Source organism: Streptomyces sp. NBC_00258 (assembly GCF_036182465.1).
Lineage (GTDB): Bacteria > Actinomycetota > Actinomycetes > Streptomycetales > Streptomycetaceae > Streptomyces.
On the sequence record NZ_CP108081.1, the window covers coordinates 2,274,863 to 2,300,156 of the forward strand.

Sequence of the window (25,294 nt, forward strand, 5' to 3'; positions counted from 1 at the left end):
TCACCGGCCGGCAGCCGGCATACCGCACAAGGAGCGCCGCACCAGCAAGGCGCTCAACTCTTGATGGCCCCGGTGAGCACGCCCTTGGTGAAGTACTTCTGCAGGAACGGGTAGATCAAGAGAATCGGCACCGTGGCCATCACCAGCACAGCCATCTGCACGGTCTGCGGAGCATTGACGGCGCCCTCACTGGTCGCGGTGTCCGTGAGCCCCGACCCGGCAACCACATACGTGCGCAGCACCTGTTGAAGCGGCCAGTGGTCGCTCTCCAGGTACAGCGAGGCGTAGAACCACGAGTTCCAGTACGCCACCGCGTAGAAGAGACCGACGACGGCGAGCGCGGCCTTGGACAGCGGCAGCACCACGGACCACAGCACCCGCCAGTCCCCCGCGCCGTCCAGCCGTGAGGCCTCGTACAACTCCTCGGGTATCGACTGGAAGAAGCCGCGCAGGACCACGAGGTTGAACACGTTGATCAGCACGGGGAAGATCAGCGAGCCGTACGAGTCCAGCAGCCCCAGCTCCTTGACCAGCAGGAAGCTGGGGATCATGCCGGGCGGGAAGAGGAACGTGAACAGGACGAGGAGCAGCACGGGCCGGCCGCCGAAGACGCCGGGGCGCGACAGGGCATAGGCGAGCGTGACCGTGCAGAAGAGGCTGAACAGGGTGCCGACGACGGTCACGCCCGCGCTGACGCCTAGCGCATGGGTGACGATGCCGCCGTCGAGGATGTCGCGGTACGCCTTGAGGGTCGGCTCGGTCGGCCACAGCACCCAGCCGCCGTTGTCGACGACCTCCTCGGGCGAGGCGAGCGAGGTCGAGAGGATCACCAGGAACGGCACGCAGACCAGGAGGACGACGGCCACGAGCGCGACGGCCTTCGCCGCCTGGGTCAGGGGCCGGGGTTTCTCCATCCAGGCGGGACGGGCATGGGCACTCACTTGTAGACCCCCTGTTCGCCGAGGCGGTGGGCGACCTTGTTGGCCGCGTAGACGAGCAGGGCGCCGATCACGCCCTTGAACAGGCCCGCGGCGGCGGCGAATCCGTAGTCGCCGCCGACCATGCCCTGGTAGTAGACGAAGGTGTCGATGATCTCGGCGGCCTCGGGGCCGACCGCGTCGCGCTGGAGCAGCATCTGCTCGAACCCGACGGAGAGGATGTCGCCGAGCCGCATGATGAGCAGCAGGACGATCACCGGGCGGATCGCGGGCAGGGTGACGTGCCAGAAGCGCCGCCAGGGTCCTGCGCCGTCGATGGCGGCGGCCTCGTACTGCTGCTCGTCGACCTGGGAGAGCGCGGCGAGGAAGATGATCGTGCCCCAGCCGGCGTCCTTCCAGATCACCTGGGCGACGGTGAGCGGTCTGAAGGCGTCGGGGTTGCCGATGATGTCGACGGTGCTCAGGCCCGCGTCGCCGAGGTAGCCGTTCACCAGCCCCGTGTCGCCGAGGACCTGCTGGAACAGGGCGACCACGATCACCCATGAGATGAAGTGCGGCAGATACGCCACCGACTGCACGAAGCGACGGACGGTGGTCCAGGTCAGGGTGTGCAGGAGCAGGGCGAGGGCGAGCGGTACGGGGAAGTAGAAGACGATCTGGAGGACCGCGATCCAGAGGGTGTTGAGGACCGCGTCCCAGAACTCGGCGTCCTGGAACATCCGTTGGAAGTTGCCGAGGCCCACCCATGGACTGCCCCAGATGCCGTCGAACGGTACGTAGTCCTTGAACGCGATGACGTTGCCGGCCAGGGCGCCGTAGTGGAACAGCAGGAAGTAGCCGAGCCCGGGGAGCATCAGCAGGAACAGGGCCCGGTTCCTCCGGCTCCCGCTTCTGCGGCTCTGAAAACCTTTTCTCCTCCTGAACGCACCGGTCGGACGGCGGCGGGGTGGGGTCACCGCCTCCGTACCTGCACGCTCCCGCACCACCGCGGCCACGGAACCTCCTCGCCTCTGGCTGTTGGGTGAGGGGAAATTAAAACGTTTCCAATGCGGGGTCAACACTTCTGACACAGACCGGTAGTTGGCCTTGGTGCGGGCGGCCCGCCGACCTGCGGAGATCGCTTAAAACGTTTTCGTGGGCTGTCGTGTGAGCCGCTGGAGGTATGCGTGGAGAGCGGCCGAGCCCTCCAGGCGGCTCCGGCTCCGCAGGTGCAACTCGCGCTCCCTGCCCGCCAGTTCTGCCCGTACGCGCTCGGGGCTGCCGGTGGTGCGCAGTTCGGCCAGGACCGACTCGATGGTGGAGAACGGGTGGTGACCGCGCCTCAGCAGCGCCACGATCTGGGCCAGCCGCGCTTCGGACGCGGAGTAGCGGCGGTATCCGGTGACCTTCTCCCGCGTGGGCCGCAACAGGCCGCGCGTCTCCCACAGGCGCAGTACGGGTGTCTGCACCCCGATGGCGTCGGCCACCTCACCGATGCGCATCCCGCCACGGTCCCGGTCCGGCGGCTCGGTCTCGTGGGTGATCAGCGTGTCCAGGGCCCTGATGACCTCGGCGAGTTCGGTGCGCTCCCGGTGCAGCTCGGCGTGGCTCTCGTCGAGTACGGCGAGTGCGGTCTCCAGGTCGCCGCCGTGCACGGCACGCATGATCGCGCCGGTCGTCGGCCAGCCGTGCCCGACGGCCAGCGCACGGCCGGCCCTGAGCGCTTCGGCGTGTGCGGTCGTGAACACGCGGTAGCCACTGTCCGTGCGCTCGACGGGCGGCAGGATGCCCGTCTCCACGTAGTTGCGGACCTGCTGCGTCGAGATACCGGCCTCACGCGCGAGGTCGACGGCCCGCAGTCGGTCGCCCACCCGGTCTCCTCAGCCTGCCGCTTCACCATGATTTGAGGGTTACAGAGTAGGCCATGGGCCTGAACTGGCACGAACTCGGGGCAAGTCTCAAGAAGCACTTCAATGAAACGATTGAAGGAGAGCACACCGGAACCGGACCGGGAAAACAGGACCAGGAAGAGGAGAGCCTCGCCATGAAGTTCGTACTCGAAGTCGACATGGGCGACACCGCCTGGGAGGGGAACGCCGCGCGGGAGCTGGGGCGGATCCTGCGCTACTGGGGAGGGAACCTCCAGCACTACGAGCTGAAGCCCGGCGACGGGGCGGCCGTCTCCGACTCCGACTACCGCGAAGTGGGTTCCTGGAGCATCACCGCTTCGGCATGACGCCGAGCCCGGCTCCGGATTGACGCCGGGGCCGTCCCGGGAATGACGCCGGGGCCGGCGGAGACGGCCCCACTCCGTCTCCGCCGGCCCCTGTTGCGAGATCGCATGGCACTCCGCGAGGGGACCCGCACTCCCCATCCGCATCCGCGGGCCTCCGTCGACGCACATCGGCGAACCGCGCGATCCCGGTCTCTTTAGAACGTGAAGACGCTCGCCCCGTAGGCGTTCTTCACGCACTCGTTGGAGAAGGTGCGTTCATAGGACACCCGCTTGCCCTGCCAGACGCCGTCGACCGTGACGACGACGGGATCGTATTCGCGGGTGCACATGGCGTCGGCTCTGCCTGGCAGGGTACTGAAGTCCCCTCCGGACGCCCGGAGTTCGGCGCAGGCCGACGCCGCGGCCGGGTGGGTTCCCGAGGCGGTCGGCGCACAGGTCAGGGTGACCGCGCGTTCGGGAGCGGCGTCGGCCTTGATCTCGCCGTGGCCCACGGTGAGCACCAGGGAGGAGGGGGCGTAGAGGGAGTTCGGCGAGGGGGCGGCGGCGAGGGCGGTCCCGGTGAGGGGTCCGCATACGGCTGTGGCCGTCAGCGTGATCGTCGCTGCCCAGCGCGCGGTGTTCGGCATTGTGTGCATCCTTCCGCTCGGTTGGTTGCCGCCGGCTCGGTCGAGTGCCGGTGCGGCGAGCGCGAGTCTGCCGAGTCCGCGACGGAAACACACGTCGACCCCACGCGTTTCAGTAACCTTGCGTATTGAATCAGTGGCGCGAAGTTACGGAATTCGAACACGCCGACCCCGGAGTTGAGCGGACCCTGCGTCACCGGACGGACACGCTGGCCGGATATGCACTGCTCAGCAATAGGCCTGAAACATTCCGCTTCCAGCTGAGCGCTTGCCTCTTGCGCCCGGGCCGCAGGCGAGTAATCGTCATTACATGATTACAGCCGAACAGCACGAGAAATTGCGCGGCTGGTTCGCCGGCCGTCTGCCCGACGACCTCTTCGAGAGCCTCGGTGAGGTCACGGTCGACCGCGAGGAGATCACCGTCATCGGCCGCATCCCCGAACCCCGGCTCACCGAGAGCGCCTCGGACGCCGAGCGGGAGGCGGCCGTCGGCTCCCGGATCCAGGAGTTCCGCGAGCGCACCCGCGACGCCCGGGTCGCCGTGGCCCGCGAGGCCGAGCACCGTTTCGGCAAGAAGGTCTCGTGGGGTGTGGAGTGCGGCGGTGAGCGCGCCCTGTTCACACATGTCGCGGCACCCGTGATGACCCGGCTGCGACAGCCCCAGCGACAGGTCCTCGACACCCTGATCGCCGCCGGCGTCGCCCGCAGCCGCAGCGACGCGCTCGCCTGGTGCGTCCGCCTCGTCGAGCGCCATGCGGACGACTGGCTCACGGAGTTGCGGGACTCCCTGGAGCACGTGCAGCGGGTTCGCGCGCAGGGGCCCGACGCGCCGGGACCCATTGCCGAGGACGCGGGCCCCGAGGACACTCCGACCGACGGCTGACACCTGAGCCGATCCGGAAAACGACTTCAACGGGAGGACTTCATGCGCAAAGCGGTCAACAGCCTCCGAGCACGGCTGACCGTGCTCGTGCTGCTCGCCTGCGGGTTCGCGGCTCTGGCGCCCGTGAGCAACGGCCCGTGACGGCCATGCTCGCCTGAGGACCATCACCAGCCGTCAGACCGTGCGATTCATCCACTGACGACCGCGAAGATGGACGGTCCGTCCACTGGTGCGGTGCCCGGTCCGCCCCTTAGCTTCGGCAGATCACCGCACCAAGGGACGGCTTCCCCGCGCTCCGCGCACCCCAGCGACAGCGACACGCCGTCCGGCCAGCCGCGTCACCACGCGCTCCCCCGCCCTGCCGCCCCTCGGGGTGTCGGTCCTTCGCTGGAGCCCCTCCTTGTCCCTGAACTCCCCCGCCACGCAGCCCCCGTCCCTCACCGAGGTCGAGCCCTACGGCGTCGAGCGGATCCCCGACGCCGATCGCTCCGCGAGCCCGCTCGACCTCTTCCGGCTCGCCTTCGGCGGAGCCAACACCTTCTCCACCTGCGTACTCGGGGCCTTCCCGATCCTCTTCGGCCTCTCGTTCTGGCAGGGGCTCGCGGCGACGCTCCTCGGAGTGATCGCGGGCGCGCTGATCCTGTGCCCGATGGCGGTCTTCGGGCCGGTCAACGGCACGAACAACGCCGTCTCCTCCTCGGCCCACCTGGGTGTGCACGGCCGGGTCGTCGGTTCGTTCCTTTCGCTGCTCACCGCGGTCGCGTTCTTCTCCATCTCGGTGTGGAGCTCGGGCGACGCCCTGGTCGGCGGTGCGCACCGGCTCTTCGGCCAGAGCCGCAGCGACCTGTCGTACGTCGTCGCGTACGCGCTGTTCGCCGTGCTGGTGCTCGCGGTGTGCGTGTACGGGTTCCGCTTCATGCTGTTCGTCAACAAGGTCGCGGTGACCTCGGCGACCCTGCTGTTCCTGCTCGGCGCGGTGGCCTTCGCCGGGGACTTCGACCCCTCGTACGCGGGGATCTTCACGGCGTCCGCCGACGCGGCGACGCAGGATCTGTTCTGGCCGTCGTTCATCGGCTCCGCGCTGATCGTGCTGTCGAACCCGGTGTCCTTCGGCGCGTTCCTCGGCGACTGGTCGCGCTACATCCCGGCGAGCACTCCGCGGCGCAGAGTGATCGGCGCCGCGTTCCTGTCGCAGATCGCGACCCTGCTGCCGTTCGTTTTCGGCCTGGCGACCGCGAGCATCATCGCGGCAAAGGCACCGGACTACGTCGACCCCGCGGCCCCGGACTTCGTGGGCGGGCTGCTGGCCATCTCGCCGAGCTGGTTCTTCCTGCCGGTGTGTCTGCTCGCGCTGATCGGTGGCATGGCGACGGGCACGACCGCGCTGTACGGGACCGGGCTCGACTTCTCGTCCGTGTTCCCCCGGTTGTCCCGGGTGCAGGCGACGGTGCTGGTGGGCGTGCTGTCCATCGCGTTCATCTTCGTCGGGCGCTTCGGCTTCGACCTCGTACAGAGCATCTCGACGTTCGCCACGATGATCATCACGTGCACGACGCCGTGGATGGTCGTGATGATGCTGGGCTTCTTCACCCGGCGCGGCTGGTACGACCCGGACGCGCTCCAGGTCTTCAACCGGCGCCAGCGGGGCGGCCGTTACTGGTTCACGCACGGCTGGAACTGGCGTGGGATGACCGCCTGGTGGATCTCCGCCGTCATCGGCGTCCTCTTCACGAACATCCCCGGCCAGTTCGTGGGCCCGCTCGGTGACCTGGCCGGCGGGGTCGACATCGGCCTGCCGATCTCCCTGGCGGTCTCCGCCGTGCTGTTCCTGTCGCTGCTGTGGTTCTTCCCCGAACCGCGGGCGGCGTACGGACCGGAGGGCCCTCGCCTGGTCCGTACCGTCGATGCACCGGTACCCCCGATCACCGGACCGGGCAGCGAGGCCGACGAAGACCGACCGGTACTGGCCACCGAGGGCTCATGACGACTTCTGAAGGCTTCTGACCACTTCGGAGGGCGAAAACCGGACAGCCCGCTCGGCACGGGGCCGTCCGGGGGCGGGGCCTTCGTAGACTGCCGCGCCATGGAAGAGATCTACGAGCTGGGCGCGATCACGTGTCCGTCCGGCGAGTTGGTGGTCCTCGACGGTGGCCACCTGGGCATGTGGAGCGGGGAGCGGTCGCCGGCGGAGGTGGACCCGGGTGCGTTCGGCGTCCAGGATCCGGAGGTCGCCGCCGATGTGAGCGGAGCGACCGACTTCACGATCACCGGCCCCGACGCCGACACCGCGGCCCACTCCTTCGACCGGCAGCCCGGCCGGATGCTCCACGACATCCCGGCGTCCGGAGCGGCGCGGCTGCGTGAACTCTTCGACGCGCACTGCCTGGAGCACGGCTTCGACGCCCGGCTGGAGGCCTGCGAGCGGGTGCCGCACCGGGAGCGGGTCCGGCGGTGCGCGGCACGGGGCGGCGGCTGCTTCCTGATGCACGGGGTGCCGGTCGTGGCGCTCGGCGGTCTGCCCCGCGACCGGGCCCTCCCGGTGCTGGCGTCCGGCGCCGGCATCGTGATCCGGGTGGACCCGGCCCCCGCCGCCAAGCGCGTCGAGCTCGGCGACATCCGCGTCGACTGGGCCCGGCTGCTCTTCGGGGACGCCGACGCGCTGAACTCCTGGCAGCACGACGAACCCGTGGACGGGCAGGCCGACGTCGCCTTCTGGGGCGCCGCGGAGGAGGAGGCAGCCGCCGAGTTCGGGGCTCCCGCGCTCGGTGAGGTGGGCGAGGACGGGGTCAGGGGCTGGACGGGGCTGACGGTGCCGGAGGCGATGCGCCGGGCCGGTGCCCTCTTCGACTGGAAGGACGCAGCCCCCGGGCGTCGGCTGATGGTGGACTTCCGCCCGCACTCCCACCACTGGCAGGTCATGCGTGAGGTCCGTGCCTCCGCGGTCGAGTCCGGAACCGTCGAGGTCGGCGGCGCGCGCGTGCTGTGCACCATGACCGGTCAGGGCGACGGCTGGTTCCCCGTCTCGGCGGAGCTCGGCCCGGCCGGCGAACTGGTCGCCGTACGGGTGTCGTTCCCGAGCTGAGCCCGACCGGCCCGGCGATCTTCGCGTCGACGGTGGACGGATCTTGTCCCGCTCGTCAGGATCGTCGCAGGACCGGCGTGGTGTCCGGCGGGAACGGGGCACGGTCTCCAGCGCGAACGGCACGGTCTCAACGGCGAGACCAAGGGCGAGAGGCGGGACGTACGGATGACGAAGCACTGGGCGGACTTCCAGTACGAGATCTATCTCAACGGCATGACGGGTGCGGTGCCCCGACTGCCCACCGATCTCACCCGGCTGGAGGAGCTGGCCGAACAGCGGCTCGAACCCGGTCCGGTCGGCTATGTGGCGGGCAGCGCGGGCAACGGCAGTACGGCGCGGGCGAACCGGGCCGCGCTCGAACGGCGCCGGATCGTGCCGCGCATGCTGCGCGATGTGCACGAACGCGATCTGTCCGTCGAGGTGTTGGGGCGCCCGCTGCCCGCTCCCCTCGCCCTCGCACCGGTCGGCGTGCTGTCGATCATGCACCCGGACGCCGAGTCGGCCGCCGCCCGGGCCGCCGCGGCGCAGGGCGTGCCGTACATCCTGTCGTCGGCGTCCAGCACACCGATGGAGCAGGTCGCGGAGGCGATGGGCGACGCGGAGCGCTGGTTCCAGCTGTACTGGGCGAAGGACCGCGAGGTCACGAAGAGCTTTCTGAACCGGGCGAAGGCGGCCGGATTCACCACGCTGTTCGTCACGCTGGACACACCGCTGCTCGCCTGGCGGCCGCGCGACCTGGACCAGGCGTATCTGCCGTTCCTGCACGGGATCGGCACGGCCAACTACTTCTCGGACCCCGCGTTCCAGGCGGGTCTGGCCAAGCCGGTGGACGAGGACCCGAACGCGGCGGTCATGCACTTCGTCGGGATGTTCGCGGACCCCGCGAAGACCTGGCCCGATCTGGAGTTCCTGCGCGAGAACTGGGAGGGACCCATCGTCCTCAAGGGCATCCTGCACCCGGACGACGCCCGCCGGGCCGTCACCGCCGGGATGGACGGGGTGGTCGTCTCCAACCACGGCGGCCGCCAGGTGGCCGGCTCCGTCGGTGCCGCCGACGCGCTGCCCCGGGTGGTCGAGGCGGCCGGTGACCGGCTGACCGTCCTCTTCGACGGCGGGATCCGCACGGGCGACGACATCTTCAAGGCGCTTGCGCTGGGCGCCGAGGCGGTGCTCGTCGGGCGTCCGTACGCGTACGGTCTCGGCCTCGACGGCCAGGCGGGAGTGGAGTACGTCATCCGCTGTCTGCTCGCCGAACTCGACCTCACCCTCGCGCTCTCCGGTCACGCGGGCCCGTCGACCCTCAGCACCGACGACCTGGCCGAGGAGACCGCATGAGCGACGACTCCTCCACTCCCGCTCCTGCCACTGCCCCCGCCGCCGCCAAGAACGTCCTCGCCGTCGTCTCGCCCCACGTGGGCGGCCGTTCGGGCGGAGCCGGGCTCGCCACGCTGTTCCCGAAGGAGGCCCGCGTCACCGTCGTGGAGTCGGCCGACGAGGACCCGGCCGCGCTGTGCGAGGCGCACGTCATCATCACCGGGCTCGCCCCCGTCACCGCCCAACACCTGGCCTCGGCACCGGAGTTGGAACTGATCCAGTGCGCGAGCCACGGCTTCGACTACGTGGACCTCGAAGCGGCCCGCGCCCGGGACATCCCCGTGTGCACCATCGGCTCCAGCGGCGCCGAGAAGCAGAACGTCGCCGAGCAGACCTTCGCCCTGATGCTCGCCCTCGCCAAGCAGTTGATCCCGGCGCACACCGCGCTCGTCGACGCGGACTGGGCACTGCCGCGGCTCCAGCGGTCCATCACCGAACTGTCCGGCAAGACCCTCGGCGTGATCGGACTCGGCCACATCGGCCAGGAGGTCGCCCGCCGCGCGGTCGCCTTCGACATGACCGTCCTGTACGCCGGGCCGCGGTCCCTCGGCCCCGAGACCGAAGCGCGGCTCGGCGGCGCCCGCCACGTGGGCCTCGACGAGCTGCTGCGCGCGTCGGACTACGTCACGCTGCACGCGCCGCTCAACGACACGACCCGGCATCTCCTCGACGCCGGCAGGCTCGCGCTGCTCAAACCGACCGCGTTCGTCGTCAACACCGCGCGGGGCGCGCTGATCGACCAGGACGCCCTCGCGGACGCGCTGGAGTCGGGGGCCCTGGCCGGGGCGGGCATCGACGTCTTCGACCCCGAACCGCCCACACCGGCCCTGCGGCTGCTCAAGGCCCCGAACGTGGTGCTCTCGCCGCACGTCGCCGGCGTCACCCGCGAGACCCTCGTACGGATCGCGCTGGCCGCCGTCCAGAACGTCACCGGGTTCCTGTCGGGTGAACCGCCCCGGGACGTCGTCTCCTGGAAACCGGCCGGAGCAGGACCGGGTTGAAACAGGACTCGGTCGGACCAGGGCCGCGTCAGAGACCGAGGTTCGAGACCGTCCGCGCCAGCAGAAGGGGCACCGGCGCGACGGGCCGCGGGGCGGAGTCGTCGACGGTCACGGCGCGGCGCTCCGCGTAGGGCCCGGACACGGTGGTGGTCGGCTCAGGCTCCGCGTCCTTCTCCGCGGCCGACGGCTCCACCTCGCACGGGGACTCGGCACAGTCGGAGTCCGAGTCGGAGCCGGAGTCCGACTCGGCGGACGTCGGGTCGGCCTCCGGACGGCCGGACGACGGCGCGCCCGTTCCGGCGATCGACAGCGACTCGGGGCTGGCCGTCGTGGCATCGGTCAGCCAGCGCTGTTCGTCCGACCTGTCGCGGATCTTCACCACGACCTCCGCGTCCGGGTCGCTCGAGGAGGGCGCGACGGCGAGCCCCTCCTGCCAGCGGGGCAGCAACTCGCCCTGGACGGTGAGGTCGTAGCGCACGTCGTCGCCGCGCTTGGCCGACGCGGCCGCGCAGCGGCCCAGGACGACGACGCCCGCGTCCACGTGGGAGTCCAGGCACAACTCGGGGTCGGCGACGCTGCGCAGGAGTCCGTCCTCCTCGTACGACCACTGCTGCGTCCTGGCCGCGGAGCACGTCTCCAGCTTGGTGCCGACACCGGTCTTGGCCCTGCCGTCCTTTATGTCGAGGCAGAGGTCCGCGGCGAGGTTGCGCAGCCGGGTCTGTCCGGGGGGTGTCGGCAGGCCCGCCGAGTTGGGCGGGGACGAGGACCTGGCGGGCGGGGTCTGTCCGTCGGCCCCCGGAACGATGCTGCTGGACGCGCCGGCGGAGGCCGAGGGATCCGCGTCGCCGTCGTCCGACGACCACAGGCTGGCGACCAGGACGGAGGCGAGCAGAGCCACCGAAACCAGTCCCGCTCCGGTGAGGAGCGCCTTCGAGTGCCGGGGGCCCGGCGAGGAGTGGCGCCCCTGCCGGGACGGCCTGGGAGAGAACTGGGCCAGCAGACGGGGGCGGTCGCCGCCGCCCGGGCGTCTGCCGCTGTTGCGGCCCGGACGGGCACCCGAGTGGCCGCGGCTGGGCCGCGACTCGAGGTAGCGGCGGGCGCCCCAGCCGAGCATCGACTCGGCGAGCAGACCGCCCAACCCGCCCTCGAAATGGCTGAGTTGCTCGGCCGCGTAACGGCAGAAGCGGCACTCCAGGAGATGCTGCTGCACATCGGGGAGCAGTCCGCCGCCGCGCCGAATCGGGACGTCCAGGAGACGGTTGTAGTAGCGGCAGTCTTTGTTCGGCGCGAGTTCACGATGGGCCCGAACACAACCCTCGCGGAATTTCTCCCGTGCCTGTTCCAGGGCCGCCGACGCGGTGTCGGTATCCATACCCAGCAGACCGGCGGGTACGGATATGGGCTCGGCCTCGACCTCGGTGTGCCACAGCACGCACTGGGCGAGTCCCGGGAGGGACTGGAAAGAACGCTCGGCGAGCTTGCGATTTTCCGGCGTCATGGACTTCGTCGCGCGCATACCGCGACCCCCGGCGGGTTTCCGGAGATCCGGCAGCACCGCGGATATCCGGTCCTCCGCGGACCAGGCCTTGATGATGTCCCGCACGGCCACCAGGAGCTGTGGGCGCAGGGCGACGGCGGACCCGGCGCGCCGCAGGCGTTCCAGCACCTGTTGGAACGCGGCCGCGGTGACCATGGAGGCGACGTTCGCCGAGGAAGCGAGGCAGATGACCGCGTAGTCGTGCGTCGGCTGCCAGTGTCGCGCGAGCAGCAGCGCGACGGAGTGGGTGAGCTCACCCTCCGGCTGCGCTCTGAGTAGGGCGGCGAGGCTCTCGTCGGATTCCCCGGGAGCGGCTCCGGAGCCCGGCGGATAAGGAGGACGAGGCGGGTGGGGGGTGTGCACTGAGCGGGTTCCTTCCAAGGCACAAGGTGGCACACAGAAGTCGTGACCGCCGAAAAGGAGCTCCTGATTGGTGCATACCTTTTTGGCTCGACGCACGGAAAGCGGCCGGGATGTCGACCACTCGACGTCCGTCGGCCGCGAGCCTTTTGGGCCCGGCGGCACGATGAAATCCCGAGCAGCGAATCAGACCTGACCATTGGCCATGTGCGAGGAAGTTCACCCTTGCACAAAACTCTCACACCCAACAAGGCACTTGAGCTACTTCAGCAACATCCGCGCATTGAAGGAAAGTCAGTCCCACCCAGGGCAACTCGCCTCGGCCGTACCTCATTTCGAAATGGCAATCGTTGCCATGCGCCCCGTGTGAACCGTGCGCCCACGCCGGTGCCTCTCGCACGCTCCCCGCGCGCGATAGTGCGTAGTCCACTGGTACCGGCCCTTCTCGGAGGCCCCGCACGGGACGGCGGCTCTCCCGCGCGAAACAGGCCGCCGACCCCGATCCTCCCGCCCTCGGTCGGCGGCCCCGAGGGCGGGTCGCTCAGATCTGCCAGGACCGCAGACGGTCGGCCGCCGCGAAGACGTCCACCTTGCCGGAGATCAGGTCGCGGGCGAGGTCCACGAGTGCGCCGTACGGCGGATCGATCCCGACACCGCTCACGAACATGTACGAGACCGCCGTCGCGCAGGCGAACCGGGCGTTGGCGGAAGGCAGCGGCTTCAGCAGGGCCAGGGTGTGCAGCAGCGCGGCGGCGCGCCAGGCCGGGTCCGAGTCCACCCCGAGCCGGGGCGGGTCCACTCTGTGCCGGGCCACGGCGGCCACGAGCACCGAGAAGTCGTTGACGGTCGGCTGGTCGGGCAGCACCTCTTCATGGCGCTGGAGCAGCCAGGGCACGTCGATGTGGATGACGGGTGCCATGAGTCAGGCGGCCCGCCCCTCGCCCCTGGTGGGTGGTTCGTCGTCGGGGAAGGCCGCGGCGAACTCGTCCGCGTGCGCCGCGAAGAACCGGCGGAAGACGTCCGCGCCTTCCTGCAGCGCTCGGTGCCGCACGATGTCGGCCGCGGCCGCCTCACGAACCAGGGCCTTCATCGACGTACCGCGCTCCTTGGCGATCTGCCGCAGATCCTCGAGCTCGCGCTCGCTGAATTCCACGTTGAGAGCAGGCATGCCCTCACGGTACCGCGCGGGTACTTACTCGTAAATACATGCAGGTCAAGTGCCATACACAACGGTACCGACCGACCGTGGCCCTCCGAGGTTCCGGCACGACCCCTCTGAGACGTGCCTCACAACTCACCCGTCGGCTGTCACATTCCGGACCCCGCGGGCCTCGCATGGGTGAGCGCGCTACGGGAGGTACACGCATGTCCGAAAGCCCGGCACCGGAGACCGACGAGGCACTGAACACGGCGACCCCGCTGTTCATCCACCCCCGCGAGCTGTCGCTCGCGATCGACTACAACATGCTCGGCGGTGTCGCGGACACCGAGGACGTACCGCAGGACACCTGGCTGTCCTGGTCCGGCATCCGCGGCCGGTCACCGCTCCGGAAGATCGACAACCCGCACGCGTACCTCGTGCGAACAGCGTTGAACCACGCGTCGAAGCGACGGGCCGTGATCAGCCGCCGACGCGTGACGTACTCCGTGTCGACGGCGATGCCCGTCGTCCCGGAGTCGCCGTCCCCGCGGGAGCGGGCGGTGTTCGTCCCGGGCGAGGTGTTCGGCCACGCCCACACCGGGATCGCCGAGGTCGTCGACCGCAGCCCGGCGGCGGTTCGCCGGCACGTGCACGCCCGCCGCCCGCAGGACGAGAAGGAGGGGACCGCGTGACCACCACCGAACGGCAGGCGGCGAAGGAGTCCTCCGGTCAGCGCGTCGCCGGCTGGTTCGACGGCCGCCTCGGCACCCACAGCCTCGGCAGGAAGTACCTGCGCAAGGTCTTCCCGGACCACTGGTCGTTCCTGCTCGGGGAGATCTGCCTCTACAGCTTCGTCATCCTGATCCTGACCGGCGTCTATCTGACGCTGTTCTTCCATCCGTCGATGAACGAGGTGACCTACCACGGCAGTTACGTCCCGCTGAACGGCGTCCGGATGTCGGAGGCGTACGCCTCGACGCTGGACATCAGCTTCGACGTGCGGGGCGGTCTGCTGATCCGGCAGATCCACCACTGGGCGGCGCTGATCTTCATCGCCGGGATGCTCATGCACATGATGCGGCACTTCTTCACGGGCTCGTTCCGCAGGCCCCGGGAGGTCAACTGGCTGTTCGGATGGACCCTGTTGTTCCTCGGACTCTTCGAGGGCCTCTTCGGCTACTCGCTGCCGGACGACCTGCTGTCCGGCACCGGAATGCGGTTCGTGGACGGCGCGATCCTGTCCGTGCCGATCGTCGGAACGTATCTGTCGTTCTTCCTGTTCGGCGGCGAGTTCCCCGGGCACGACATCATCGCGCGCTTCTACTCGCTGCACATTCTGGTGATTCCCGGGATCATGGCGGCCCTGGTGGTCGCGCATCTGATCCTCGTCGTCTACCACAAGCACACCCAGTTCCCGGGGCCCGGGAAGACCGAACGGAACGTGGTGGGCGCGCCGTTCATGCCGGTCTACATGGCGAAGGCGGGCGGCTTCTTCTTCCTGGTGTTCGGGGTGATCGCGTTCATCTCGGCGATCGCGTCGATCAACCCGGTCTGGTCGTACGGTCCCTACCGCGCCGACCAGGTGTCCACGGGGGCCCAGCCGGACTGGTATCTGGGCTTCGCGGAGGGCCTGGTGCGCATCATGCCCGGCTGGGAGATCAACGTGGCCGGGCACACGCTGGTACTCGGCGTGCTGATCCCGATCGTCGTCTTCCCCCTCCTGCTCATCTTCATCGGGGCCTATCCGTTCCTGGAGTCCTGGATCACCGGTGACAAACGCGAGCACCATCTCCTGGACCGTCCGCGCAACCGGCCGATCCGTACGTCCATCGGCACGGCATGGATCAGCGTCTATCTGATCCTGCTCGCGGGCGGCGGCAACGACATCGTGGCCACCCGCTTCCATCTGTCGATCAACACGGTCACCTGGGCCGTCAGGATCGCGCTCTTCGCCGTCCCGGTGATCGTCTTCGTCGCGACCCGGCGCATCTGTCTGGCCCTCCAACGCAGGGACAGAGAGCTGGTGTTGCACGGCCACGAGACCGGCGTGATCAAACGGCTCCCGCACGGCGAGTACGTCGAACTGCACCGGCCCCTCTCCCCCGCCGAGCTGCACACCCTCACCCAGCACGAGCAGCCCCGGCCGCTCGAACTCGGCCCGGCCGAGGACGCGAACGGCGTGCCGAGTCCGAACCGCCGGGCGCCGATCCCGCGCCTGCGGGCCCGGCTCTCGCGCGCGCTGTACGGCGAGGGCACCCAGGTGGCGAAGCCGACGGCGGAGGAGTACCGGGAGGCCCACCGGCCCGGCGAGCACGAGGCCGTCGAACAACGGCCAGGCGAACGGCAGGTGAGTGAGCATCAGATAAGTGAGCGCCCGGTGGACGAACGCCGGGTGAGTGGGCGTCAGGTCAGCGAGGCGGGACCTCCAGACGGCTGATCCGCAGGGCGCCCCGGGCCTCGCCCGGGTGACGGCTCGTCATGGTGAGCCGGAGCCGGCTGCCGCGTACTCCGTCGAAGGTGATCACCGTCGGCGTGTCGGACGCGGTGGCCCAGTCGACGTCGACTCCCCGCACGGGTCGGTAGCGGCGTCCGTCCCAGGCGGCGACGTCCACCGAAGCGGGCAGGGAGTGTGTGGCGTCGACGGTGAAGGAGACCTCGATCCGGTCGAAGGAGCGGGCGCGGCCCCACTCGACGGACACCCAGTCCTCCTCGCGGGCGCCGTCGAAGGCGGGCAGCAGGGCCGTGGCCGCCTTGAGGAACCCGTTGGACCAGCCGGTGGCCGGGGCGCCGTCGAGCATCGCGGCGGGCAGGGTGTCCGGACGGCCCGAGTAACTCGCGTCCGCCAGCGGGTAGTTGGGCGCGCCCGGTCCGGGGTCGGGGGCGAAGTCGGCCACCGGAGTGAGGACTTTCGGGCGCGCGGCCGTGGCGCGTACGGTCACGGTCGCCGTCCGCAGTCCCGCCGAGCGTGCCCGAAGCCTGAGCCTTCCCTCCTCGGTGCCTGAGCGGACGATCGCCAGGGCCTTGCCGTGGAAGGCCGTTCGGGTGCTCGCCCGGTACCGCTCGGCACTCTCCTCGCGCCCGTTGTCGACGCCGGCCAGCGATCCGCCGTCGACGTCGAAGGCGATGGAGTTGTCTGCGCCGGGCACCACCACGCCACGGGCGTCGACCACCTCGGCGGTCACGAAGCACAGTGAACTGCCGTCGGCGGCAAGGGACTTGCGGTCGGAGGTGAGGCGCAGCGCGTGCGGTTCCCCGGCGGTGCGCAGGACATCGGTGGCCACGGTCCTGCCGTTCCGCCGGGCCACCGCCTTCAGCTCGCCCGGCACGAACGGCACCTTCCAGGTGAGGTGGAGCTTGCCCGCGCTGCCGTTCGGGCTGGTGTAACTCCCGGGCCAGGGACCGCCGGTGACGGTCTTGTCGTCGCCCGTCGCCTCGGTGGTCTCCAGGTACGTACGCCCGTCGGTGGTCTTCTTCTCGTCGAACTTCCTGACGCCGAGGGACTTTCCGTCGAGGAACAACTCGACGGTGTCCGCGTTCGAGTACGCCCAGACGTCCACCACATCACCCGGGCGGTGGTCGGTCCAGTTCATCGGGAGCAGATGGACCATCGGCTTTTCGGTCCACTGACTCTTGAAGAGGTAGTACATGTCCTTCGGGAAGCCTGCCGTGTCGACCGCGCCGAAGAAGGACGCCTTGACCGGGAAGACGTCGTACGGCGTCGGCTCGCCGATGTAGTCGATCCCCGACCACAGGAACTCGCCCGTGAACCACTTCCGGTCCCGGTCCTTCTTCAGCCCGTACTCGCCGCTCATCGTCCAGGAGGCGAGGTTGTTGTCGTACGAGGAGGTCGCGCGCCTGCCGGGGGTCTGGTTCTCGCCCGTGTTGAGGCGCTCCGGTTCCTGGTACTCCCCACGGGTGGAGGTCTCGGACGAGGACTCCGACTCGAAGAGGAAGAGGCGCGGATAGCGGGCGTGCAGGGCATCGACCGAGGCGGCGGTGTTGTAGTTGAGGCCCAGTCCGTCGATCTTGGCGAGCATCAGATCGGCCGGCGAGCCGACAGCGGGCAGGCTGCGGTACTTGTCGGAGCCGATCACGATGGGCCGGGTCGGATCGAGTCGCCGTACGTCGTCGATGAGCCGGTCGGCCATGGCAAGACCGGCCGTCGAGGTCGAGTCGGGAATCTCGTTGCCGATGGACCACATGATGACGGCGGGCGAGTTGCGGGCGGCCAGGACCATCTCGGCGATGTCGGCGTCGCTGTGCGCGTCGAAGAAGCGCCCGTAGTCGTACCGGTTCTTCCCGCGTCGCCAGCAGTCGAAGGCCTCCACCATCATCACGATGCCGAGCCGCTCACAGGCCGCGATCACTTCGGGGGCGGGCGGGTTGTGCGAGGTGCGCAGGGCGTTGACACCCATGCTCTTCATGATCTTCAGCTGGCGTTCCACGGCGTCCGCGTCGACGACCGCGCCGAGGGCGCCCAGGTCGTGGTGGAGGTTGACGCCGCGAAGTTTGAGGTAACGGCCGTTCAGGGTCAGGCCGTTGTCGGCGTCGACGGTGAAGTGGCGGATACCGAAGAGGGTTTCGTAGGTGTCGACCGTGCGGCCGTCGACACGGAGTTCGGTCTTCAAGGTGTGGAGCGCGGGTGTGTCGATGTCCCACATCCGCGGGCCTCGGACCGGGAGGTCGTGCGTGACGGTCGCGGGGTCCGCGCCGACCGTGACCGTGGACGTCCCGCGAGCCACCGTACGGCCGTCCGGGTCGACGACCGCCGATCGCACCTCGGCCCGTCTCGCGTCGCCCGACGCGTTCACGACACTCGTCCGCGCCCGTACGAGCGCGCGGTCCTTGCCGAACTCCGGTGTCGTCACCTGTGTGCCCCACCGCTGGACGTGCACCGGGTCGGTGACGACGAGACGGGCCTCGCGGTGGATCCCGCTGCCCGAGTACCAGCGGCTGCTGGGCAGCCGGTTCCGGACCTCGACCGCGATGACGTTCGCGGTGGTGCCGTCCGTGTGCAGCAGGTCGGTGAGATCGAGGGCGAACCCCGTGTAGCCGTAGGGGTGTTGGCCGACGAGCTGCCCGTTGCAGTGGACGGACGAGTCCATGTAGACGCCGTCGAACTCGACGGAGACCCGCTTGTCCGCGTACGCCTTCGGGAGGGTGAAGGCGATGCGGTACCAGCCGAGGCCGCCGGGGAAGAAGCCGGTGCCGCTGGTCGTGCCGTGTTCCGTGGTGGGGCTGAGCTCGATGCTCCAGTCGTGCGGTACGGCGATCCGCCGCCACGCCGAGTCGTCGTAGTCGGGCTCCGCGGCCCGTGCGTACGCGCCGGTGGGGTCGGTGAGGCCGGCCGGATCGACGAGGGCGAAGCGCCAGCCGTCGCGGAGGGGGACGGTCCGCCCTCCGGCGGTGGGCCGGGAACGGAGAGCGGTTTCCTCGGCGGCCCATGCGTCAGAGGTGCCCGCGAGGGCCACGGGAGCCGCCGTGCCGGCGATCAGTACGGACCTGCGAGTCACCGTCACGGGGTTTTCCCTTCGTAAGGGCCCACATTTGCTCACAACTGCTCGCGAACAAACAGATTCTGACAGTCCGACACGTGTGACCGTCAAGACTCCGGTAAGCGCTTCCCGTCGCTGGTGTCACATCGGCCTGAATCCCACGGTGGCTGAAGGGCCCGGCAGCGGGCAGATGCGCAAGCCGGTGTGCCATGTGCGGAAGACCCGGACGCACTAGGCTGGAACACAAGTGACGCACCTGTTCACTGTGAGTGTGCGCAATGGAGTGGCGGCGATGAGGAGCCACAACGAATCCTCGGACGACAGCCCGGGGTACCCGTTCGACGAGACCGCCACGGCGCGGGCCGTCATCGACGGCGACGGCATCCTCGTCGAGTGGAACGAGGGTGCCCGGCGCCTGCTCGGCCATGCCCCGGCCGAGGTCGTGGGCCTGCCCGCCGCGAATCTGCTGGCCCCGGACGCCGGAGCCCTGCACCGCCCATCGGCCGACCACCGCTGGAACGACACCCTCGCGCTGCGCCACCGGGACGGCCGGACCCTGAACGTATGGCTGCTCGCGCACCGGCGCAGCCCCGAACTCGGCGACCGCAGCGACTGGCTCGTCGTCACCCCGCTGGAGAACGGCGGGCCGCCGACGGAGGCCGACTCCCTCTCCGCGATGTTCCTGGAGCAGTCACCCTGCGCCACCGCCCTCTTCGACGAGCGGCTGCGGCTTCGACGTGTCAACGCGGTGATGGCCGAGTCGATAGGCCTCCCGGAGGAACGCATCCGCGGGCTGCGCATCCCCGAGATCGGCGGCAGACCGCAGAACGAGGAGCTTGAGGCAGCCATGCTCCAGGTGCTCCTGACCGGGCAGCGCAAGGACGTACAGACCCTGGGCACCGGCAACACGGACGGCGCGCTGGCCTGGCTGGCACGGATGGCGCCGCTGACCGGAGCCGAGGGCCGGGTGGTCGGCGTCTGTCTCTCCGCCCACGACTTCACCGACCAGTACCTCGCCCGGGAGCGCCTGCAGATCGTGAACGAGGCGAGCATCCACATCGGCTCCACCCTCGACGTCACCCGTACGGCCCAGGAGCTGGCCGACGTCTGCGTGCCCGCGCTCGCCGACTTCGTCAGCATCGACCTCGTGGACCCGCCGGAACACGACGGCGAGCCGTACACCGGGCCGATCTCCGCGCCCGTGAGCCTGCGCCGCGCCGCCCACCGGTCGGTGAACCCCGGCAATCCGGAGGCCGTGGTCAAGCTGGGCCAGATCGACGTCTACCCCGCCCCCTCGCCCCAGGCCGACTCCCTGGTGGCCGGTCGGCCCATCGTGGCCACGGATCCCATGAGCACACTGGCGGACTGGCTCGCCTGGGATCCGGCGCGCGGCGAGCGCGTCAGGGAACTCGGCATCCACACGACGATGTCCGTTCCGATCCAGGCCCGTGGTGCGACGCTGGGCGTCGCCGTCTTCACCCGGTTCCGGCGCCCCGACCCCTTCACGGCCGACGACGTCCTGCTGGCCGAGGAGGTCACGGCCCGGGCGGCCGTCTGCATCGACAACGCCCGGCGTTTCTCCCGGGAGCGCGAGACCGCCATCGCCCTGCAGCGCAGTCTGCTGCCCCGGACGCTCCCTCGGACGGCCGCCGTCGAGGCGGCCTCGCGCTATCTGCCCGCGGCCCGGGCGGGGGTCGGCGGCGACTGGTTCGACGTGATCCCGCTGTCGGGGATGCGCGTCGCCATGGTCGTCGGAGACGTCGTCGGCCATGGGGTCCAGGCTTCCGCCACGATGGGGCGGCTACGGACCGCCGTGCGCACGCTCGCCGACATCGACCTGGCACCGGACGAGCTGCTGACCCACCTCGACGACCTGGTCGTCCGGCTCTCCGAGGAGGCCGGCGGCGAGGGAACCACCGGCGAGGTGGGCGCCACCTGTCTGTACGCCGTGTACGACCCGGTCACCCGCGTCTGCACACTCGCCCGGGCGGGCCACCCGCCACCCCTGATGCTCCGGCCGAACGGCTCGCCCGAGGAGATCGACGTACCGCCGGGGCCTCCGCTGGGCCTGGGCGGGCTGCCGTTCGAGTCGGTCGAGCTCAGACTGCCCGAGGGCACCGTGCTCGCCCTCTACACCGACGGTCTGGTCGAGAGCCGCGACCGTGACCTGGACGAGAGCCGCTCGGTGCTGTGCCGGGCGCTGGCGCGGAGTTCGGGCTCCCTCGACGAGACCTGCCACGACATCCTCCAGTCGCTGCTCCCGTCGACCGGCGCCTCCGACGACGTGGCCCTGCTGCTCGCCCGGACGAAGGGGCTGCCGACCTCGCAGGTGGCAACCTGGGACATCCCCGCCGATCCCGCCCTCGTCGCCCCGATCCGCAAGCAGGTCGTCCAGCAACTGGAGACCTGGGACCTGAGCGAGGAGGGCTTCACGACCGAGCTCGTCGTGAGCGAACTCGTCACCAACGCCATCCGGTACGGCGAGCGCCCCATCCGGCTGCGGCTGATCCACGACGCCACCACGCTGATCGTGGAGGTGTCGGACTCCAGCCACACCGCCCCGCATCTGCGTCGCGCCAAGATCTTCGACGAGGGCGGCCGCGGTCTGCTCCTCGTCGCCCAGCTCACCCAGCGCTGGGGCAGCCGCCACACCCCCGAGGGCAAGACGATCTGGGCGGAGCTGACACTCGGCGAGGAATGATGCGCCCGGAGCAGCACCCGGACGCGCCATTCCCGACGCACCGTCGGCTCACCGGCCGCCGTACCCGCCTCCTCCGTAACCGCCCCCGCCGTACCCGTATCCGCCGCCGTATCCGCCGCCTCCATAGCCGCCGCCGTATCCGCCACCGCCTCCGTAGCCACCGCCGGACGCGCCGTCGTACCAGCAGTAGTAGCCGTAGCACACCCAGCTCGGAGCGGGTGCGGGCGTCGAGGGCGGGGGCGGCGGGGGTGTCTGGGAAGGCGCGGGCTTCGGGGGCGACGGGCGCGGCGTGCGGGTGGGCTCAGGGCTCGGATTGCGCGTCGGCTTCGCCGTGTCGCTGTTCGTGTACGACGTGATCCACTCCATCTGGAGCGAGTCGACCGAGGCGTCGATCTCCCAGCGCTGGGCCTCGCCCTGGTTACGGCTCTTGAGGACCAGGCCCGTCTCCTCGTCCCCCGAGACGGGTGCCAGCGCGAGCTTCGGCCGCCCGAGGGGCACCAGGTTTCCCTCAAGGGTGAGGTCGTAGCGGACGGCCACCTCGTCCTTGTCGCCGTCGCACGCACCCAGCCTGACGGAGGAAGGGAGCCGGGAGTCGAGGCACAGGTCCTTGTCGGCCAGGCTGCGCAGCAGGCCGTCGCTCTCGTACGCCCACTGCTGCCGCTCCGAGGAACTGCAGGTGGCGACGACGGCTTCCACGCCCGCGACGGCCTTGCCGTCGGCTATCCCGACGCAGTCGTCGCTCGCGACGTTGCGGAGCCGCCCGCTCAGGGTGCCGGTCTCCGTGCCGCCGGTGCCGACCCTGGTCGGCCTGGCGTCGGGTTCCTGCGACGCCGTTCCGGCATCCGAGGAGGAGGGCTGCCCCGTGTTGTCCCCGCCGGACCACAGGGCCAGTGGCACGAGTACACAGCCGCTGACGGCGAGCACGGCCAGCGCGACGTTGCGTCGGCGCGGGGAGCGCCTGCCGGGCTCGCCCGGGCGGGAGTCCGCATGCGGGGGAAGCCGTACGGCGTGGCGCGGACCCGCGCCGTGGAGGGCGGCGCCCGGCCGGCGACCGGTGTCCCGGTGGGCGCCGGTACCCGTGGCGTTGACCGTACCCGTTTGGGAAACGGCACCCCGGTGGGACCCGGTCCCCGGATCGGCATCGGCGCTCGGGCCGTCTCCCGCGTGGACGCCGGCTCCCGGGTGAGGAGCGAGATCCGAGCGGGAGCCGGTGCCGGAGGGACCAGGAGCCTGCCGAGGACTGGGCCCCCAGACGGAATCGGTGTCCGCGTAGTGATCGGCCGCCGAGGGATGTCCGGCACCCGGCTGAGGGACGGACCCCGGAACGGACCCGGTTCCGGTACCCGGCTGTGATCCCGCAGCCGGGTAGGAGCCCACACCCGGGTGAGGGTCCATGCCCGGAGCCACCGACACCACGGGACCGGCCTGCGTCTCCTCCGCCCGGACCCGGCGTCCCGGCCTGGAGTGGAGATACTGCTGGGCCGCCCACCCGAGCACCCCTTCGGCCAGGAGGCCGGCGAGGCGGCCGCCCGACTGGTCCAGCTGACCGGCCGTGGACTGGCAGTGCGCGCAGCCGGCCATGTGCTCCTGCAGATCGGGGCAGATCCTGCCGCCGGGCCGGAGCGATACGTCGAGCAGCCGGCTGTAGCGGCGGCACTCCTGGTCGGGGGCGAGTTCGCGATGGTTCTCCAGGCAGTTCTGGCGCAGCAGTTCCCGCGCCCGGTCCAGTGCGACGGAAACGTCCTCGACGGAGATTCCGAGCAGGCGGGCCGGTACCGCGAGATCCTCGGCCTCCACCTCCGCATGCCACAGAACACAGCGGGCGGACTCCGGCAGCCGATGGAACGCGCGCGACACGAGGCGCCTGTTCTCCGGCGGGAGAAGCCGGTCCGCGGCACGGTCCTTGTCGTTCGGGTCGGACCGCAGCTCGGGACGGAGCAGCTCCCGGCGTTTGTCCGCGTCCCATTCGCCCGCTATTCGGCGCACGGTCACCAGCAGTTGCGGTCGCCATGCGGCCTTCGGACCGGTGTGGCGCACCGACTCCCCGAAGAGCCGGGTGAATGCTGCGGTGGTGAGCATTCCGGCGTACTGCGCACCGTTCGTGCACAGTCGGGCGTACGAGAAGACCGGCACCCAGTGCCGGGCGAGCAGTTCCCCGGAGGGATACTGGGCGGGTGTCTTGCCCGAGCCCCTCTTCAGGTCTGCCGTGAGCCGTTCGTCCGTCGCATCGAACAGGCTTCCGGTCGTAGGTGAATTCGACGGGGTCGCGTCGCTCACGTGCACTTTCCTCCATTGCCCCCGCAGAAATAGTCCATACCAAGGGGTACGGAATTTTTCCTGCACGCTTACGGGTGCACCTTTGCACAACGCACCGCCCCGGAACAAGAGAACGCTCTCAATCCCCCATTTCCCCAGCGTCTTTGACGGAGACAAAGTGTCAACAGAAGCCCGAAGCAATGTGATTCGGAATGACGTACTCTCAAGTTACCCGAAGTAAGTACCGATTTGGCATCGGAAGAGAAGGGGACCGCTGCCGGTAATTCGTTGGAATATGCAACCCAAGAACGCAGGGAAGGAGCTCGGCGGCGGGGTCCTGGACACACCCCCGTTCGCTTCCGCAACAGGCCGTCTGATTCGATTAAACGAAACCGACAATCACTCCCGAAGGACGAACCCTGAGTTCCACACTCGCCACAGCCCTTTCCGCCGCTCTCCTCGTGGCGGTACTGGCCTGTGCCGTGATCCGTCCCTTCGGCCTGCCGGAGGCCACCGTGGCGGTCCCGGCCGCCGGTGTGGTGATCGCGGCCGGCGCGATCACGCTCGACCACGCACGCGCCGAGGCCGAGCTGCTCGGACCCGTGGTGGGCTTCCTGGCCGCGGTGCTCGTGCTCGCCAAACTCTGCGACGACGAGGGGCTCTTCCAGGCGTGCGGCGCCTGGCTGGCCCGTACGTCCAAGGGACGGCCGCAACGACTGCTGGCCGCCAACTTCCTGCTCGCCTCGGTCATCACGGCCGTGCTGAGCCTGGACGCCACCGTCGTCCTGCTCACTCCGGTGGTGTTCGCGACCGTGGCCCGGCTCGGCGCCCGCCCGAAGCCCCATGTGTACGCCACCGCCCATCTGTCGAACACGGCGTCGCTGCTGCTGCCCGTCTCCAACCTCACCAATCTGCTGGCGTTCACGGCCAGCGGTCTGAGCTTCACCCGGTTCGCCGTGCTGATGGGACCCGCGTGGGCCGTCGCCATCGCCGCCGAGTACCTGGCCTTCCGGCGCTTCTTCGCCGACGACCTCAAGGGCGACGCCCCGGTGCCGACCACGGTCGACCCCGTCGAGCTGCCCGTGTTCGCGCTGGTCACGGTCGCCTGTACGCTCGTGGGCTTCGCCGTGGCGTCCGCGCTCGGTATCGAACCGGCCTGGGCCGCACTGGCCGGGGCGCTGGTTCTGGCCGGCCGGGCGCTGGTCCGCGGGCGCACGACACCGCTCGCCGTCCTGCGCGCCACCTCACCGGCCTTCCTCGCCTTCGTCCTGGCACTGGGGATCGTGGTGCGTGCCGTGGTCGACAACGGCCTCGCGGACGTGCTCGGCCATCTGGTCCCCGACTCGTCGAGCCTGTTGGCGCTGCTCGGCATCGCGGCGCTCGCCGCCGTCCTGGCGAACCTCATCAACAACCTGCCCGCGGTCCTGGTGCTGCTGCCCCTGGCGGCCGTGGCGGGACCGGGCCCGGTGCTCGCCGTACTGCTCGGGGTGAACATCGGGCCCAACCTCACCTACGCCGGATCGCTGGCCACGCTGCTGTGGCGGCGCATCGTGCATCAGCACGAGCACGACGTCGAGCTCGGCGAGTTCACGCGCCTCGGTCTCATCACCGTGCCCGCCACCCTCATCCCGGCCGTGGTGGCCCTCTGGCTCTCCCTGCGCGTGTTCGGAGCCTGAGACGCACAGGGC

The 25,294-nt window shown here is 70.0% G+C and carries 19 protein-coding genes; 10 read left to right on the top strand and 9 right to left on the bottom strand.

Annotated features, from left to right (window positions below):
* Nucleotides 1-53: 53 nt before the first annotated feature.
* From OG718_RS10485 to OG718_RS10495, 3 genes are all read right to left on the bottom strand, one after another.
* Nucleotides 54-941, bottom strand: a complete 888-nt coding sequence (locus OG718_RS10485; RefSeq protein ID WP_328843986.1) for a carbohydrate ABC transporter permease — start codon at nucleotides 939-941, stop codon at nucleotides 54-56.
* Nucleotides 938-1,792 (bottom strand): ABC transporter permease, encoded by an 855-nt coding sequence (locus tag OG718_RS10490; protein WP_143634985.1) that lies wholly within the window; start codon nucleotides 1,790-1,792, stop codon nucleotides 938-940. The genes OG718_RS10485 and OG718_RS10490 overlap by 4 nt, the downstream gene beginning before the upstream one ends.
* Nucleotides 1,793-2,059: 267 nt before the next feature.
* Complete coding sequence (locus OG718_RS10495; protein WP_328843988.1) at nucleotides 2,060-2,788, bottom strand: MerR family transcriptional regulator; 729 nt, start codon at nucleotides 2,786-2,788, stop codon at nucleotides 2,060-2,062.
* Between the two features lie 53 nt (nucleotides 2,789-2,841).
* On the opposite strand from OG718_RS10495, the gene OG718_RS10500 reads away from it, so the two are divergent.
* Nucleotides 2,842-3,153, top strand: a complete 312-nt coding sequence (locus OG718_RS10500) for a hypothetical protein (protein ID WP_328843989.1) — start codon at nucleotides 2,842-2,844, stop codon at nucleotides 3,151-3,153.
* Between the two features lie 194 nt (nucleotides 3,154-3,347).
* Here OG718_RS10500 and OG718_RS10505 read toward each other — a convergent pair whose 3' ends face one another.
* Nucleotides 3,348-3,779, bottom strand: a complete 432-nt coding sequence (locus OG718_RS10505) for a protease inhibitor (RefSeq protein ID WP_306936155.1) — start codon at nucleotides 3,777-3,779, stop codon at nucleotides 3,348-3,350.
* Between the two features lie 307 nt (nucleotides 3,780-4,086).
* Between OG718_RS10505 and OG718_RS10510 the strand changes: the two genes are divergently transcribed.
* The 5 genes from OG718_RS10510 (at nucleotide 4,087) to OG718_RS10530 (ending at nucleotide 10,116) form a co-directional block, all read left to right on the top strand.
* A complete protein-coding gene (locus OG718_RS10510; protein ID WP_143634979.1) occupies nucleotides 4,087-4,659 on the top strand; it encodes a hypothetical protein in 573 nt (190 codons plus the stop codon).
* A gap of 400 nt (nucleotides 4,660-5,059) precedes the next feature.
* A complete protein-coding gene (locus OG718_RS10515) occupies nucleotides 5,060-6,643 on the top strand; it encodes a purine-cytosine permease family protein (RefSeq protein ID WP_328843990.1) in 1,584 nt (527 codons plus the stop codon).
* 99 nt (nucleotides 6,644-6,742) lie between these two features.
* The gene (locus OG718_RS10520) at nucleotides 6,743-7,741 is read left to right on the top strand and encodes a hypothetical protein (RefSeq protein WP_143634974.1); all 999 of its coding nucleotides are present in this window, start codon (nucleotides 6,743-6,745) and stop codon (nucleotides 7,739-7,741) included.
* Nucleotides 7,742-7,906: 165 nt separating this feature from the next.
* Nucleotides 7,907-9,076, top strand: coding sequence for a lactate 2-monooxygenase (locus OG718_RS10525; protein WP_328843991.1), 1,170 nt, complete (start codon nucleotides 7,907-7,909; stop codon nucleotides 9,074-9,076).
* The gene (locus tag OG718_RS10530; protein ID WP_328843992.1) at nucleotides 9,073-10,116 is read left to right on the top strand and encodes a 2-hydroxyacid dehydrogenase; all 1,044 of its coding nucleotides are present in this window, start codon (nucleotides 9,073-9,075) and stop codon (nucleotides 10,114-10,116) included. Before OG718_RS10525 ends, OG718_RS10530 begins: the two co-directional genes overlap by 4 nt.
* 28 nt (nucleotides 10,117-10,144) lie before the next feature.
* On the opposite strand, the gene OG718_RS10535 is transcribed toward OG718_RS10530, so the two are convergent.
* The 3 genes from OG718_RS10535 to OG718_RS10545 form a co-directional block, all read right to left on the bottom strand.
* On the bottom strand, nucleotides 10,145-12,016 hold the full coding sequence (locus OG718_RS10535; protein ID WP_143634968.1) for an RICIN domain-containing protein: 1,872 nt from the start codon (nucleotides 12,014-12,016) through the stop codon (nucleotides 10,145-10,147).
* A 538-nt stretch (nucleotides 12,017-12,554) separates the two neighbouring features.
* Nucleotides 12,555-12,932, bottom strand: coding sequence for a hypothetical protein (locus OG718_RS10540; RefSeq protein ID WP_055617647.1), 378 nt, complete (start codon nucleotides 12,930-12,932; stop codon nucleotides 12,555-12,557).
* Nucleotides 12,933-12,935: 3 nt separating this feature from the next.
* Complete coding sequence (locus OG718_RS10545) at nucleotides 12,936-13,181, bottom strand: hypothetical protein (RefSeq protein ID WP_143634966.1); 246 nt, start codon at nucleotides 13,179-13,181, stop codon at nucleotides 12,936-12,938.
* Between the two features lie 197 nt (nucleotides 13,182-13,378).
* On the opposite strand from OG718_RS10545, the gene OG718_RS10550 reads away from it, so the two are divergent.
* Together OG718_RS10550 and qcrB are read left to right on the top strand one after the other, a co-directional pair.
* Nucleotides 13,379-13,846 carry a hypothetical protein gene (locus tag OG718_RS10550; RefSeq protein ID WP_328843994.1) on the top strand — a complete coding sequence of 156 codons (468 nt, stop codon included), beginning with the start codon at nucleotides 13,379-13,381 and terminating at the stop codon, nucleotides 13,844-13,846.
* Nucleotides 13,843-15,591, top strand: a complete 1,749-nt coding sequence (gene qcrB / locus OG718_RS10555) for a cytochrome bc1 complex cytochrome b subunit (protein ID WP_328843995.1) — start codon at nucleotides 13,843-13,845, stop codon at nucleotides 15,589-15,591. The genes OG718_RS10550 and qcrB overlap by 4 nt, the downstream gene beginning before the upstream one ends.
* Here the strand turns inward: qcrB and OG718_RS10560 are convergent.
* Nucleotides 15,563-18,673, bottom strand: a complete 3,111-nt coding sequence (locus tag OG718_RS10560; RefSeq protein WP_328843996.1) for a glycoside hydrolase family 2 TIM barrel-domain containing protein — start codon at nucleotides 18,671-18,673, stop codon at nucleotides 15,563-15,565. The genes qcrB and OG718_RS10560 overlap by 29 nt on opposite strands.
* Before the next feature lie 268 nt (nucleotides 18,674-18,941).
* Here OG718_RS10560 and OG718_RS10565 point away from each other — a divergent pair, with 268 nt between their 5' ends.
* On the top strand, nucleotides 18,942-21,350 hold the full coding sequence (locus OG718_RS10565; protein WP_328843997.1) for an ATP-binding SpoIIE family protein phosphatase: 2,409 nt from the start codon (nucleotides 18,942-18,944) through the stop codon (nucleotides 21,348-21,350).
* Between the two features lie 48 nt (nucleotides 21,351-21,398).
* On the opposite strand, the gene OG718_RS10570 is transcribed toward OG718_RS10565, so the two are convergent.
* On the bottom strand, nucleotides 21,399-23,627 hold the full coding sequence (locus OG718_RS10570; protein ID WP_328843998.1) for a ricin-type beta-trefoil lectin domain protein: 2,229 nt from the start codon (nucleotides 23,625-23,627) through the stop codon (nucleotides 21,399-21,401).
* 377 nt (nucleotides 23,628-24,004) lie between these two features.
* Here OG718_RS10570 and OG718_RS10575 point away from each other — a divergent pair, with 377 nt between their 5' ends.
* Entirely contained in the window at nucleotides 24,005-25,282 is a 1,278-nt protein-coding gene (locus tag OG718_RS10575) for an SLC13 family permease (protein WP_443055332.1), read from the top strand.
* The last annotated feature ends 12 nt before the right edge of the window (nucleotides 25,283-25,294 follow it).

What these genes read in the sequence shown, in the direction of transcription:
- OG718_RS10490 (WP_143634985.1), bottom strand. Translation starts at nt 1,792, where the DNA reads ATGCTCCCCGGGCTCGGCTACTTCCTGCTGTTCCACTACGGCGCCCTG.
- OG718_RS10500 (WP_328843989.1), top strand. Translation starts at nt 2,842, where the DNA reads ATGGGCCTGAACTGGCACGAACTCGGGGCAAGTCTCAAGAAGCACTTC.
- OG718_RS10505 (WP_306936155.1), bottom strand. Translation starts at nt 3,779, where the DNA reads ATGCCGAACACCGCGCGCTGGGCAGCGACGATCACGCTGACGGCCACA.
- OG718_RS10510 (WP_143634979.1), top strand. Translation starts at nt 4,087, where the DNA reads ATGATTACAGCCGAACAGCACGAGAAATTGCGCGGCTGGTTCGCCGGC.
- OG718_RS10520 (WP_143634974.1), top strand. Translation starts at nt 6,743, where the DNA reads ATGGAAGAGATCTACGAGCTGGGCGCGATCACGTGTCCGTCCGGCGAG.
- OG718_RS10525 (WP_328843991.1), top strand. Translation starts at nt 7,907, where the DNA reads ATGACGAAGCACTGGGCGGACTTCCAGTACGAGATCTATCTCAACGGC.
- OG718_RS10530 (WP_328843992.1), top strand. Translation starts at nt 9,073, where the DNA reads ATGAGCGACGACTCCTCCACTCCCGCTCCTGCCACTGCCCCCGCCGCC.
- OG718_RS10540 (WP_055617647.1), bottom strand. Translation starts at nt 12,932, where the DNA reads ATGGCACCCGTCATCCACATCGACGTGCCCTGGCTGCTCCAGCGCCAT.
- OG718_RS10545 (WP_143634966.1), bottom strand. Translation starts at nt 13,181, where the DNA reads ATGCCTGCTCTCAACGTGGAATTCAGCGAGCGCGAGCTCGAGGATCTG.
- OG718_RS10550 (WP_328843994.1), top strand. Translation starts at nt 13,379, where the DNA reads ATGTCCGAAAGCCCGGCACCGGAGACCGACGAGGCACTGAACACGGCG.
- OG718_RS10565 (WP_328843997.1), top strand. Translation starts at nt 18,942, where the DNA reads ATGAGGAGCCACAACGAATCCTCGGACGACAGCCCGGGGTACCCGTTC.